Raw genomic sequence first — 13,746 nt, forward strand, 5'->3', positions numbered from 1 at the left:
CCATTAAGGCTCCCTTTTTACTGTCAACAACTCGTTACTTCATACGACGGCGCATTGCCGCCAGTGGTAATAATAAGGCGGTTAACCAACCTAATGCTCCGCCATCATCTTTTTTAGCTGGAGGTATTGGTTTTGCCGTTACTTTAACCGTTACTGTACTAGGATTGCTTTCTAATTTTCCGTCAGACGCTGTTACTGTAAAGACCAGATCTTGTGCTCCACTAGGTGCGGTGAAACTTATTACCTCTCCACCATTGGTGAAGGTCACTGGAGTTCCACTCGTCTGAGTCCAAGTATAAGTCAAGGTGTCTTGATCTATATCCGCGCCATTAGCTTTTGCTGTTAACACAGAACCTTCAACACCAGTTGAACCGACTGGAGCGACTGTTGGTGCGTCATTTACATTTTTTACGTCAATGGTAACAATTGCCGCAGCGCCAGTATTGCCATCTTCGTCTGCAGATGTATAGCTAAGCATATCCGGACCAAAGTAATTCTCTGCAGGTGTATAATCAATTCCACCTGTTGAATTGATTGAAGCAGTGCCATGTGAAGGTGCTTGTACAATAGCTAAGCTGCCTAATGCTCCTTTTGGCATGATATCAATAATGCGTTGGGCATTTGCCGTAATGCCATCACCTGTAATTGATACTCGAGCAACTTTCATATCTGGTTTGATATCATTTTTTAAGACATCAATTGAGACTAAAGCTTCTTCGTTGGTTTCAATTACATCAGCTTGTCCAACATTGAGTGATGTCGCTGTAACATCGTAGTTAATAGTGACATTTCCTGCCGTTGTATTCTTTAAGGTTAATGCATCACCTGTAGAAATATTGCCACCTGTACCATTAAAGTTATAAGTCGTCCCAATAGTACCGCCTACGTTTTCAGCACCAATAGTGACGTTTGCAGGTATATTTGGAATATTGATATAGTTGAAGACAACCTCTTCAGTATCACCTGTCCTAATCCAAACACTGAATGTATAAGCTGTACCAGATGTGTCGCCATAGAGTTGGCCTTTATTCCACTCTAAAGCTAACCATTTCACTCCTGCGCCATCTGTGAATACTCCAACGGCTAAATCACCGCCACCAGTATCGCCGACAGACTTATCTGATAAGTCGAAATCAGACCAGAATGGAGCAAGGATGTTATTTGGGTTACTACCATCTGGTAATTGTTTATTTGCAAAAGTACCACTTGCACTTCCGCCTCCAACAATTGCTAAACCATTGTCTGATATTGTTATTTTGCTGTAGATCACGCCGTTGTATTTAAAGCTTGGAACTGTAAAAGTAAAGGCTTGTTCATCACAGCCTTCAGGACAAGTTACGGGAACAACACCTAAGCCAACGATACTTGGAAATCTTTGAGCACCTTTGGTTGTTGCCATTTTAGGTAAATTTAGTTGGCCTACCCATGTCACTAAGCCCAAATCTTCATTTACCTGCAATCCATTTTGTGTTGCACCTGCTAAAGTGATTTTTACATCATCTTTTGAGGTTAGTTTAGTGCCTTTAGGTGCTTGCGCTGTTACTGTGACTGTATTTGCAAATACATTATTGTTCACAGTTGCAACCAATGGGATCACGTCACTCGCAGTAATATCTGTTTTGGTTGTTAGTGTAGAAATTAAGGATGCATTACTTGATTCTTTAGCCAAAACAGCTAGAGGTAAATGAGCATTTTGTAACCCTTCCGCGCTGTTGATTAATATGTTTCCGAAGATCCACTCGCCATATTCAGCGAAAGTTGAGTCAACGGTTACAGTAAACGTGGCAGAGGCTCCTGCGGCAAGTTCTAAGGTAGAGGGGGATACTGTGATGCCTGTGCTATCTGATGAAGTTGATAAGCTCCAAGATGTCGTTGCATCGCTTTTGTTATAGACAGTACGAGTGAAGGTGCATGGACCAACGCAAGAGTCTGAAGCAATTGAAGGTTTGTCAAAGGTTAATACTGCCTTGGCTGCAGCATCTAAATCCATGCGACCTGCACCCATGTCAAATGGAGTTGCTGGGGTTGTTGCATCATCATCGAGAATGTCTTCATATTTAGCCGTAGAAGTGAGAGCCGTTTTTATATCATTTGCGCTCCACTCTGGGTGCAGTTGGCTCATAAGAGCTGCCGCACCTGCAACATGAGGGCTTGCCATACTAGTGCCAGAGATCATATTGAAGTCTTCACCACCATCATCAGGAGAAAAGGCTGATAGAATGTTGGTACCAGGTGCTGCTATATCCGGTTTAAGAATATTTTGGTTGCCATTAGGACCGCGTGAACTGGTGCTATTTAGGTTATCAGCAAGTTCAGAAACCATGATACGTTTAGTTTTAGCAATTATTGTACCTGTTGTTGCAGCATCTCCCATGGCTTCAATTACGGCTAAACCTGCATCTTTCGTAATCATGACAGCAGGGAATGGTTCACCAGGCATAGACATAGTCGTTGGTGCACCTGCCGCATTGTTATAAACTACAAGGGCTTTAGCGCCTGCAGCTTTTGCGTTTGTGGCTTTTAATGAGAAGTTACATGTTCCGCGAGAAATCAATGCAATGCCATCTTTGAACGAATCCGCAGCAAAGGCATCACAACCATTGGTATTTTCAGCATCTAAATTAACGGCCGCAATCACTGGAGCGGTAATATCTTCTGAAAGCACAGCATCAGAACTTGGGACAGCAAGTAAATCACCACCACCGATATTAAAGCTATTAGCGAAAAAACGCCCTGTTGTAGTGTTAGCAACAGTTATTCCTGATTCAATACAAGCAGGGCAGCCGATAGTTTGAGGACCATTACCATCGTTACCGGCAGCACTAACTACAACAACACCCGCAGCTTCTGCAGCTTCAAACATGGTTTTGTATGGGCTGCTAGCTGGATCACTACCAGCACTCCCCCCCCATGAGTTGTTGATTACATCTGCGCCATCATTAACAGCATGTTCTAAGGCTTCCATTAACATGATGTTTGAACCACTACCACCAGTACAGTCAGCTTTACTATAAAGAGCTTTATAAACCATTAAGTATGCAGCTGGAGCAACGCCTGATAACTCAACAGGGATTTCTTTGAAGGTTGTTGATACTTTATTGCCAACGGCGGTTCCTGCTACGTGAGTACCATGGCCACCAAAACCGAGTGGGCTCATGTATTCATCAGCGCAAACAGGGAATGTAGGTTGTGACCAACGCGCAACGATTAGTTTGTTATTACAGAAAGATGCATCAACAGTCGAGCAATAGTCATCCGATGGTAAATTTCCACTTGGTGCGGTAAAGCCAGCGTCAGTAAACATGGGGTTTTCAGGACGAATGCCACCATCAATGATTGCGACTTTAATTCCTTTACCTGCATTTTCCATCCCAGAAACGGCTTCCCACATTGCTTGGGAATTAATAACTTGGTGAGAAGCATCCATGTTTATTTCATACATGGTTTCTGGATAGACTGATTTAACACCTGGCATTTGAGCCAGTTTTTCAGCGGTTAATCCTTGGCCAACAACAGTGACACCATTAAATAATGTTTGAAAATGGCGTTCTATTTTTGCATTAGGTACTGTTTTAGCTAGAGCAGAAGAAAAATTGTTCTGCTCTTTTGTAAGATGATTGGCGTAGCTTTTTACTTCAGCTGACTGTACGTTGATTTTTTGACCTTTTTTTGCTGAAGCTGTTGCAGCAAACGAGCCAATACCACCTTGGTATTTAGCGAGTGCAGGAGATTCCATTTCAACAATAAAACGTTGTGGTGCACCTAAATTTGTTGTTGCCACTTTAGGTTTGCTAAATTTATCGTGAGATGTGATCTCGGGTGAGTAAGGTTTAAATGTAAATTCACTGTTAGCAATAGCTGCGCTTGAGAGTAGTGCAGCGGAGATAGCGATCGATAGTTTTGTCTTCACAACTTCTTCCTTGTCAATTAATGCTTTCAGCACTTTATTAAACGTGCCCGTAGCTGAATTGTTATAGTTTTTGCTGTACTCTTTGGTGTCAGCAATGAAGTTGTAACACAAATATATCGTATGGTTAACACTTTTGCAGTAAAAAAGATGTTAATCACACTTTGCGGTTTGTTATGTTGTTTGCAGGTAGTTTGCTGTTTTTCCTGTTTAAGGCTTAACCGCTCTGACGATTGGGTTTTGTAGGCTGATCAAGGTTTCTGTTGATTGGATTTCATCGATAGATTGAATGCGATTGATGAGCACGTGTTGTAAGCCGTCGATGGATTGGCACATGACCTTTACGAAAATGCTGTAGTTGCCTGTGGTGTAATAGGCTTCGACGACTTCTTCGAGAGCGTTGAGTTTGGCGATAGCGGCGGGGTAATCGCCAGCGCTTTTAAGGTTGATACCGATAAAACAGCAAACGTCATAGCCTAGGGCTTTAGGGTTTACCGTGATTTGCGCACCTGTAATGATCCCCGCTTGCTTCATTTTTTCTACCCGAACATGGATAGTGCCGGCGCTAACGCTAAAGCGTTTAGCGAGTTCGGCAAAGGGTGTGCGGGCATCCTGCATTAGGGCTTCGAGGATATGATTATCGAGTTGATCGCGCTGAAATGCGGTATCCATAAATAAACTCTCTATAACGTAGTGAATTGTCATAAAGTTACGTTTTTTTATGGGGAATTGCTACCGATTTTGCCCGTATTATTTGATTTTAGTGATCATTGTTCGCCCAAAGGCTCACAAAAAGGGACTTTTGCGCTAAAAGTTATACTGACGCCCGAGTAGGGATGTTTGATGGTGAGCTCTGCTGCATGTAGTAATAGTCGAGGCGCTAAGGATTTTGCCAGTGAGTCGGCATAAAAACCATCGCCTAAGATCGGATGTCCTAGCGCCATCATATGCACCCGTAATTGGTGTGAGCGGCCTGTGATTGGCATTAGTTTAACCAGCGTTGAGCGCTTGGCGCGGCTCATTACTTGGTAGTGAGTCAAAGACGGTTTGCCAACAAGATGATCGACTTTCTGTTTAGGGCGATTTGGCCAGTCGCAGATCAGTGGATAATCAACGCTGCCAGTGTCATTTTTGACATGGCCTGCAACCCTTGCATAATAGGTCTTGCTGGTTTCTCTATCGTGGAACTGACGTTTTAATTCCCGCTCGGCGCTACGAATAAGGGCGACAACTATCACACCAGAGGTCGCCATATCGAGGCGATGGACGATTTGACAATGTGGATGCTCTGCTTTTACCCGGGCATAGACACTGTCGTAATGGGCGGGGTCGCGACCGGGCACAGACAACAATCCTGAAGGTTTGTTTATGACGATAATGTCTTTATCTTGATAAAGAATATCGAGCCAAGGAGTGGTCGGTGGTTGGTAAATAAAATCAGTCATAATGAGGCCTATTCGTCAATGCGCCGCAAAGATACTCTGCTAGGCTTGAGGGTGCAAGTGCGACGCCCAAAGATTGCCTGTGGCATGAACCTTTCTGAGATGACTAAAGCGCCGAAGTAAAGCACATTAGTTGATGATTTGCTGATAGAGCTGTATTTGAGTTTTTGTTATACTCCCGTCCTTTTCGTTAATGATAATTTTGAGTCTGTGAAGCCATGAGCCAGCCAGAGATATACACTCCCGAGAATCTTTCTCACGTCCATAACCGTCTTGAGTTATTGGCGCCTGCAAAAAATGCTGACTACGGTATCGAAGCCATACGCCATGGTGCCGATGCGGTATACATAGGTGGTCCTGCGTTTGGTGCGCGGGCAACGGCGGGTAACAGTGTTGAAGATATCGCGCGCCTGTGTACTTATGCTCATCAATATCATGCTCAGGTATTCGTCGCCCTCAATACCATTTTGATGGATAACGAACTGGCCGACGCCGAAAAACTTATTTGGCAATTGTACGAAGCGGGCGCTGACGCGCTGATTGTGCAGGACATGGGTGTATTGCAGCTCAATTTGCCGCCGATTGCCCTGCATGCCAGTACCCAAATGGATAACCGCAGTCCAGAAAAAGTGGCGTTTTTAGAGCAAGTTGGTTTTTCTCAGGTGGTGCTTGCCCGTGAATTGGGCTTAAGCCAAATCCGTGATGTCGCCGCGCATACTAATATGCAACTCGAATTCTTTATCCACGGTGCTTTGTGCGTGGCTTACAGTGGTTTGTGTAACTTGAGTCATTCCTTTAGTAACCGCAGTGCTAACCGCGGTGAATGCTCGCAAATGTGCCGCCTGCCGGGGAATCTTAAAACCCGTCAAGGTGATGTGTTAGCGCAGAACGAACATTTATTGTCTTTAAAAGACAATAACCAAACCGAAAACCTTGAGGCGCTCATCGATGCGGGCATTCGCTCGTTTAAGATTGAAGGTCGCTTAAAAGATTTAAGTTACGTTAAAAACGTCACCGCGCATTATCGCCAAAAGCTGGATGCGATTATGGCGCGTCGCCCTGAGTTTAAGGCTTCGTCCCACGGCCGCTGTGAACATTCTTTTATCCCCGATCCAGAAAAGACCTTTAACCGTGGCAGCACAGATTACTTTGTTAACGAACGTAGCCAAGGCATTAAAGATTTCCGCTCGCCAAAATACATAGGCGAAGAAGTCGGTAAAGTGGTCAGCATAGGTAAAGACTTTATCCAAGTGAGCTCTAGCCATGAGTTTAATAACGGCGATGGCTTAGCGTTTTTCCCCGCGAATTTTGCCATGGCAAAGCAGTCCGATGACAAGCTGCAAGGCCTGCGGGTTAACCGCGCCGAAGGGTTAAAACTGCATATATTGCAGGTGCCAAAGGATTTAAAGGTTGGCATGACTTTATATCGTAACCATAACCAAGCCTTCGAAGCCCTGTTATCGAAAGAATCCTCTAAGCGGATTATCGGCGTCGATTTACGGTTGAGCGATACCCAAGACGGACTGGCGCTGACCTTGACGGATATCTATGGCCTAACCGCCACAGTCAATTTAACAGTTGAGAAGACACCTGCGACAGATGTCGATAAGACCTTACAAAATACCCGCACTCAACTGGGTAAGCTCGGCAGTACCGACTTTGTTGCCCGTAGCATTAGTATCGATACGGCTCAAGCTTGGTTCTTGCCTGCGTCTGTGCTCAATGGTCTGCGCCGTGATGGTGTGGCCGCTCTAGAGGCTGCCCGTATGCAAGGCTACGTGCGTCCACTGCCGTGGAAGCATAATCAAGATGCAGTCTATCCCGTCAAGCATTTGAGTTACTTAGGCAACGTTGCCAACGAAAAGGCCAAGGATTTTTATCAACGCCATGGCGTGATTGAAATCCAAGATACCTATGAGAAAAATGGCGTCACTGAAGACGTGCCATTGATGATCACTAAGCATTGCTTACGCTTTAACTTCAATCTGTGTCCGAAAGAAGTGCCAGGGATCAAGGCCGATCCTATGGTGCTTGAAATCGGCAATGATGTGCTCAAGTTGGTATTCGACTGCCCTAAATGCGAAATGATGGTGGTCGGCGAAAACCGTCAAGTGCGAGGCCAGAAGCACCTTTAACATTTGTCATTAGGAGCATTGCCCGAGTGCAATGCTCCTAGCACCTATTCAGCTTGCATCTGCGCGCCTACAACGGCCTACCTCTCATTGATGTTGCCCTCACCAGCGTCACTCTCATATTTTCATCAAAGCCTTATATTGCACATGCGGTAATGAGCAGATATCTTATTGAAAATAATATCAATAATAAGGGATGTTAAAATGGGATTGTTAGACGGTTTACTCGGTAATGCTGCTGAGGTTGATTTACAGGAATTAGCCGAGGAATTAAGGCCTATCATGGGCATTCAAGAAGAATTAAAACTCGCCTACAAAGTGATCCGTGATTTGTTTATTTTCACCAATAAACGCCTGATCTTAATTGATAAGCAGGGACTTACAGGCAAGAAGGTTACTTACCATTCAATACCTTATAAATCCATTACCCATTTTGAAGTGGAAACGACAGGGCATTTTGATATGGATGCCGAGCTTAAAATTTGGATTTCAGGCCAGAGCGAACCTTTAGTAAAAGAGCTCAAGCGTGGCACGGATGTTGTGGGTATTCAAAAGACCATCGCCACTTTTGCGCTTTAGTTTTTTTGCACTTTAGTTTTAGTGCCGTGGCTTAAGTTTTAGTGCTGCGACTTAGATTCATTTAGTGCTATCAAGCTTGGAATTGTTATCGCAAGCTGACGGTTAATGTGAGTAAGGTAAGCCAAGTTTTATCTGGGCTTACCTATCCTCCCTATCGAGTGTGATTCAAATCTGCTTGATTAATTTAACACTATCCTACTTGTGCTAGTGGAGTGCTCTATCGGTTCGCCCGCCATAGTATAGGTTTCGGAAAGCTTGAGTTTGCCTTGCTCATCGTATTGATTGTGGATGCCGACCCAGAATTGCTCCTGTCCTTGAATTTGTAAATTACCTTCTTCTGCAATCTGGCGATTGGGATGATAGCGTTTCATTGCATAAAGCTTGCTTTCATCATCAAATTTTAAGTGATAAGCCAATATGGGTTCTTCGGTGTGAGTGGCGACATCTGCTATTGTTTTATCTTCTCGCTGTTTTGTCGCGGTATTGCCATTGGGTGCGTGATACTTCTGACGAGATAAATATGCGTTATTTCTACTATTGCTAGCATGATGTTCGCTGTCATCCGTACGGTTATTTGGTCCGTTACTTTGCCCATCAGCATCGTCTTCATCATAGTCATAACTAGGATTTTCTGGGCTATCCCATTCAGGTTCTTCATCTTCCTGAGTTGCTATATTTTCATGAAAATCAAAGTAGTGACGGCTTTCTATCAGTTGGCCTTGTTCATCTAGCCAGGCTTCGCGGTACACTTTTCCTTGGGGCGTAAAACGTTGCCAATGGCCGATATCGAGGTAACGACCATTAGTAATTTGGATTGTGCCAGTTTCTAAAATTAAACCTTGAGGGGATAAGGATTTAGAGCTAAATAAATCCCCTTGCGTACGGGTGAGTAACCAGCGAATGGCGCCATCTTCATAGTATTCGATGCGAGTATCGGCAATACCTTCTTGATAGTATTCCCTTTGATTATTATCAAGATTATAGCCGCAGCGGGTATTCGAGTGACTCTGATAGGATTCGAGGATCCCTTTGTTATTATAAAAGCTGGACTCTTTGAGGTAGCCTTGGCCATCACGAACTTCATATTCAGAAATTGTACGTATCGTGCCATCTTCATAAAACCAGCGAGCAGTGCCATCACGGTTGCCCTGTGTGTGCGGTAGGTACATCTGAATTTGCTGGTTTTCGTGGTATTCAATAAAAGGGGCTACCGAGAGGTTATTTTTATATTGGCCTTCGGCCGAAAGCACGCCACTTTTATAATAGCTTCTAAATAGACCTTCCCTGAGTCCCTTTTCAAGATAGATCTCAAGGGCGAGTTGACCATTGTCATGATACCAAAGGGCCATGCCTTGTTCTTTACCATCCTCAAAATAGATTTTTTCTTCAATTTGACCATTGGGATACCATTTTACATGTTCGCCATGTAATTGGCCTTCGGTATTGAAGGGTTCACGCCATGCAGGCTTACCTGAGTCGTAAAATTCTTCAATGACTTTGCCCGTCACATCGTTAAACACTTTTTGTTTAATCGCTCCATTGGGATGATACCAAACGGCTTCATATTCATAGCCTTGGTTGTAATATCTTTCAGCTTCTAGTGAACCATCAGGGTAATATTGTTTTTCAATTCCGTGGATAACATCTTGCACTAAGGGCCGGATCAGCTGTATTTGTCCAGATTCATAGTAGCGAGTTAACGTATTGATATAATAGCCATTGCTATCTTGTTCGGCGGTTTCTTTAAGCTGACCATTGCCATAAAAGTATTGAATAAATTGACCTTGGGGATGGCGATCTTCTATTTGATTGATCTTGCCCTCATGGTCATACCACGTTTGTGTTCCAAGTTGCTGATCATTAATAAAGTTGCCTTCAAATAACAGGGTACCTAGGGCATTAAATTGGCGGGTCACGCCATTACGTTCGCCAAAATAGTTTGAATCGACGGCTTGGGTAAGCCCTGGGCTTTGGGTGATGATTCTAAGTATACCCGCACCATCTTCAGCAGTGAGTTGGTGAAAAGTGCGGTGCAGTTGGCCTGTTAGGCTGGCGTAATCTTGAATATCGCCTTGCACTATATTGTCAGCATCGAGGGTAAAGTGGCTTATCAATAATGCATCGAGATTGTTAAGCTCAACTTGCCACAACGCCTTTATTTGGCTGTTCTTTTTGGGGGTGATACTGCACACTTTTACCTTGTCGAGCCAAAAGTGCTGCTCGGGGAAAGGGAATTGATTGCTGATTTCGAGGCGGTCGAATTCGGTATGGTGGAATTCGCAGCATTCATTGGCGTTTTCCCAGCCCAAGAGTTCTATGACTTGGGGCGTATCGTAGTGATAGAGAGTTAAGCCGTGGTCGGCATTTTCTTCGCAAGAAGCTGCGTCTGCCTTTGTCGTATGGATTTTTAAGCTGAAGTAGCGTTGGAATAGCGGTGCAGCGACTGACGGCTCCTGCGTTAAATCTTGTTCTTGGCTGAGTGTTTGTGATTCAGTTTGAAGATGAATGTCTTTTGGATCGCGGCTAGTTTGGTTTGAGGGAAATAACTTGGCTTTGAGTGCGCGAAACAACGACATTGGGGGAAATCTCCATATCCATATGTAAAACAATAAGCTTATCTGAGGGATACTCATGGCAACTGAGTATTTCTGTGCGCATATCATAGCGGTTTATGGATTCGTTTCTCAATGCTTGATTGCTCCAAATACCGTTTAATCAGAGTGGCACATTAATAAAAGCAGAGGAATAAAGACAAAATGCTTGATAACTTTTTTACAAAATTACCCACAGATTTATCGGCCGAAGTGTTTGAAAAACTGGCGGGTAATGACACTGTGACCATAGAACGCATCGTTTCCAATGGGCAAGCTACGCTCAAAGGTCAATGGTACGATCAAACTCAACATGAATGGGTGATGCTGCTCAAAGGCGAGGCGACGCTTGAATTTGAACAAGGTGAACCCGTTACGCTAACCCCTGGTGATTACTTAACGATTCCGCCCCATCAAAAACATCGAGTCGCTTCGACTTCTATAAGTTCAGAAACCCTATGGCTCGCGGTATTTTACGATTGATTAAGGCTATAGGTTAACGATTCTGCCATAGCCAACTGGGCGTATTGAGTAAGTCTTGGCCTTGGATCTGCGTTTGGCCTAAGGTTTTGTCTAAGGCCAAGGTATTGCAGTGTTCAAATTGACTTAAGGCATTAATAAGCCGATTAGCATGGGAAACCACCCACAACTGGCACTCTTCCGATACCTTAGCGATTAAGCGTGCAAGCGCAGGTAATAAGTCGGGATGTAGGCTAGTTTCTGGCTCATTTAACACCATAAGCTCTGGCGGCCTTGGGGTCAGTAGGGCGGCGATTAACAGCAAATAGCGCAGGGTGCCATCCGACAATTCACTGGCATTGAGTGGCCTTAATAAGCCATTTTGATGAAATGCGAGTACTAAAATACCGCCCGCTTGGGGTTCAATGCGAACTTTAGCACCGGGAAACGCATCGCTCACCGCATGATCAAAAGCCGCTTTATCACCTATCTCAAAAATGGTTTGAATTGCTGATGCAAGGTCGCGCCCATCGTGGTGCAATACTGGCGTGGCTGTACCTAATTGTGGACGACGGGCTGGCGCTTCTGAATCGGTTCTGAAGTGATCGTAAAAGCGCCATGCGCGGATACTGTCGCGAAGCTTGAGCACTTCAGGGCTGCGCTCTGGATCGGCAAGTTCGGTAAAAATACTGTCACCAGTTTGCAGGTGTGCGCCTAAGGTTATCCAGCCTTGTCCGTCAGCACTGCGACTCTTCACCATAGGACCACGGCGCTCAACCAATACAGTTGAGGGTCGATATTTAGGGCCGTTCCAAATGGCTTCGCGCTTGATTTGTGGATCTAAGCCAAACAGCGTGGTGGCGTCGGGTTTGGGTAAACCGAGTTCAATAAGATAGCTAAAATCTTCGCCGGCAAACCCAAGCTTTAGGCGGTTTGGCGCTTGCCTGACGGTGGCTTCAATAGCGGTGTCGCCCGCTAGCATACTTTTGGTGGGGTTTTCTGGTCCCGCCCAAAAGCTGGAATCGAGTCCGCCTTCTTGGGCTAAAGCATTGACAACGCCGCCTTGCGCCGTTTGTGCGAGTAAACGTAGTGCCTTGTATAGATTCGATTTACCACTGCCATTCGCCCCTGTGATCAAATTGAGTTGCCCTAGGGGCAAGACGATTTCACGCAGAGAGCGATAATTGAAAATAGCGAGTGTGGTCAGCATAGAATATCCAAGACTGAAACAAGCTGATAAGCCAGTAAATTTATCGACAAAGTAAATTAAACATGACGATAAAACAATGGCATTTACAGTAGCACTTTGTTGAGCACTCTTTGCCAGTTACCACCCATAAAACGGTCGCGGTCGGTAGATTTAAAGCGTGCTTTGGCTAAGGCATCGTCGATACGGCTCATGCGATCGATATGATTCAGCTCGGGGATTACTACATGCCTTGGCTCTGCATCAAAACCTAGCACGCCTTTCGCCCTCAGGCTGTACCACCATTCTTGATATTCTTTAATGCCTTTGGCGTTGTTATTACCCAGTGCCAGTAGGTTTTCTTGGCCACGGAGCGGGAAGTCATTAGCGATTGCCACGCAGTCCACTCCACCAACACGCATAACGTATTCCAGTTGTCGAATATAATCATCAATCGTGGGCACGGCATTATTGGTAAGCCAGAAACTCATCATAAATACGCCGAATACGCCGCCGCTATCGCCGATGGCGCGGATCACTTCATCGGGAGAACAACGGGCATGGTTTACTATACCGCGCGCTGCGCCGTGGCTTTGCACTATGGGTGATTTAGTGATTTTTGCGACATCTAAAGCGGTTTGAGCGCTGGAGTGACTCACATCGACTAAGATATTGGCGTGATTGAGTTTGGCGATAAGCTCGTGCCCATGGGCCGTGAGTGGTTTATTGAGTCCGCCACTGGCATCATTATCTAAGGCGCCACCGGCAAAGGTATTGCCGTAATGGTGGGTGAGTTGCAGTACGCGTAGCCCTTGTTGATGAAACTCATCTACCCGCGCCCACTGGTTAGCTTCACTGTCTTCTTCGACACAATCTGCGCCTTGGATTTGAAAGTATACCGCAGTGCGCTGGCTGTCGCGGGCACGTTGAATATCTCTCCCCCTCAGACCTTGCAGTAAAATATCGGGATGATCGCTCACCCGTTTAGCGGCCTGCTTAATGCTTTCCATGCAAGCTTTATAAGTGCGTTTGTAGTTTTGAGTGCCATCGGCTTGTTCTATGGTCTCAATAGCCGAAATATCGCAAAGATAGGCATCAAGTTTAGCGGCGGTTACATCACTTAAGTCATCGGGAAGGAAAGATAAACCATCGACATATATCCGCCTCTGTGCGGCGGCAAAGCTAGGTAAACTGGCGAGTGGGCTTAACAGAGTTGCTGCGCCAAGACCTTTAAGGAGTGTACGACGGTAGTAATTGACTGCCTTGATGGGCATGCTCGGTTCCTATCAATAACGCAAATGTAACTTCTTTATACCTTTTTAGGGCGTAGAAGTCTTTGATTAAATCCCTTTTTTGGCCTTTGCCCCTGAGCTAGAGTTGTGATTATTTGTTGTTGCCGAGTGGTTTCAATTATCGCTTGTCGCAGTAAATGAAAACCCTCGGGTTATGA

The 13,746-nt window shown here is 45.0% G+C and carries 9 protein-coding genes; 3 read left to right on the top strand and 6 right to left on the bottom strand.

The window, feature by feature from the left end; all coding sequences use genetic code 11:
- Positions 1–34: 34 nt before the first annotated feature.
- The 3 genes from ACHA99_RS06995 to rluA all read right to left on the bottom strand — a co-directional run bounded on the left by ACHA99_RS06995 (position 35) and on the right by rluA (position 5,352).
- Positions 35–3,910 (bottom strand): S8 family serine peptidase, encoded by a 3,876-nt coding sequence (locus tag ACHA99_RS06995; protein WP_393941965.1) that lies wholly within the window; start codon positions 3,908–3,910, stop codon positions 35–37.
- 207 nt (positions 3,911–4,117) lie between these two features.
- On the bottom strand, positions 4,118–4,579 hold the full coding sequence (gene asnC / locus ACHA99_RS07000) for a transcriptional regulator AsnC (RefSeq protein WP_006080290.1): 462 nt from the start codon (positions 4,577–4,579) through the stop codon (positions 4,118–4,120).
- Positions 4,580–4,674: 95 nt separating this feature from the next.
- A complete protein-coding gene (rluA, locus tag ACHA99_RS07005; protein ID WP_393941869.1) occupies positions 4,675–5,352 on the bottom strand; it encodes a bifunctional tRNA pseudouridine(32) synthase/23S rRNA pseudouridine(746) synthase RluA in 678 nt (225 codons plus the stop codon).
- Between the two features lie 215 nt (positions 5,353–5,567).
- On the opposite strand from rluA, the gene ACHA99_RS07010 reads away from it, so the two are divergent.
- Both ACHA99_RS07010 and ACHA99_RS07015 read left to right on the top strand, forming a co-directional pair.
- Entirely contained in the window at positions 5,568–7,484 is a 1,917-nt protein-coding gene (locus tag ACHA99_RS07010) for a U32 family peptidase (protein WP_263172521.1), read from the top strand.
- Between the two features lie 201 nt (positions 7,485–7,685).
- Positions 7,686–8,060: a PH domain-containing protein gene (locus tag ACHA99_RS07015; protein WP_105250128.1), complete on the top strand. Its 375-nt coding sequence runs from the start codon at positions 7,686–7,688 to the stop codon at positions 8,058–8,060.
- Between the two features lie 179 nt (positions 8,061–8,239).
- Here ACHA99_RS07015 and ACHA99_RS07020 read toward each other — a convergent pair whose 3' ends face one another.
- Positions 8,240–10,636 carry a toxin-antitoxin system YwqK family antitoxin gene (locus ACHA99_RS07020; RefSeq protein WP_393941872.1) on the bottom strand — a complete coding sequence of 799 codons (2,397 nt, stop codon included), beginning with the start codon at positions 10,634–10,636 and terminating at the stop codon, positions 8,240–8,242.
- A 180-nt stretch (positions 10,637–10,816) separates the two neighbouring features.
- Here ACHA99_RS07020 and ACHA99_RS07025 point away from each other — a divergent pair, with 180 nt between their 5' ends.
- Positions 10,817–11,134: a cupin domain-containing protein gene (locus ACHA99_RS07025; RefSeq protein ID WP_393941874.1), complete on the top strand. Its 318-nt coding sequence runs from the start codon at positions 10,817–10,819 to the stop codon at positions 11,132–11,134.
- 13 nt (positions 11,135–11,147) lie between these two features.
- Here ACHA99_RS07025 and ACHA99_RS07030 read toward each other — a convergent pair whose 3' ends face one another.
- Complete coding sequence (locus tag ACHA99_RS07030; protein WP_393941876.1) at positions 11,148–12,320, bottom strand: AAA family ATPase; 1,173 nt, start codon at positions 12,318–12,320, stop codon at positions 11,148–11,150.
- Positions 12,321–12,403: 83 nt separating this feature from the next.
- Positions 12,404–13,570 carry a membrane dipeptidase gene (locus ACHA99_RS07035; RefSeq protein ID WP_393941878.1) on the bottom strand — a complete coding sequence of 389 codons (1,167 nt, stop codon included), beginning with the start codon at positions 13,568–13,570 and terminating at the stop codon, positions 12,404–12,406.
- Positions 13,571–13,746: the final 176 nt, after the last annotated feature.

This window comes from Shewanella sp. S23-S33, from assembly GCF_043359565.1.
GTDB classification, from domain to species: domain Bacteria; phylum Pseudomonadota; class Gammaproteobacteria; order Enterobacterales; family Shewanellaceae; genus Shewanella; species Shewanella oncorhynchi.

Coding starts and splice junctions, on each gene's coding strand:
- ACHA99_RS07010 (WP_263172521.1), top strand. CDS start 5,568: ATGAGCCAGCCAGAGATATACACTCCCGAGAATCTTTCTCACGTCCAT.
- ACHA99_RS07020 (WP_393941872.1), bottom strand. CDS start 10,636: ATGTCGTTGTTTCGCGCACTCAAAGCCAAGTTATTTCCCTCAAACCAA.
- rluA (WP_393941869.1), bottom strand. CDS start 5,352: ATGACTGATTTTATTTACCAACCACCGACCACTCCTTGGCTCGATATT.
- ACHA99_RS07015 (WP_105250128.1), top strand. CDS start 7,686: ATGGGATTGTTAGACGGTTTACTCGGTAATGCTGCTGAGGTTGATTTA.
- ACHA99_RS07035 (WP_393941878.1), bottom strand. CDS start 13,570: ATGCCCATCAAGGCAGTCAATTACTACCGTCGTACACTCCTTAAAGGT.
- ACHA99_RS07025 (WP_393941874.1), top strand. CDS start 10,817: ATGCTTGATAACTTTTTTACAAAATTACCCACAGATTTATCGGCCGAA.
- asnC (WP_006080290.1), bottom strand. CDS start 4,579: ATGGATACCGCATTTCAGCGCGATCAACTCGATAATCATATCCTCGAA.
- ACHA99_RS07030 (WP_393941876.1), bottom strand. CDS start 12,320: ATGCTGACCACACTCGCTATTTTCAATTATCGCTCTCTGCGTGAAATC.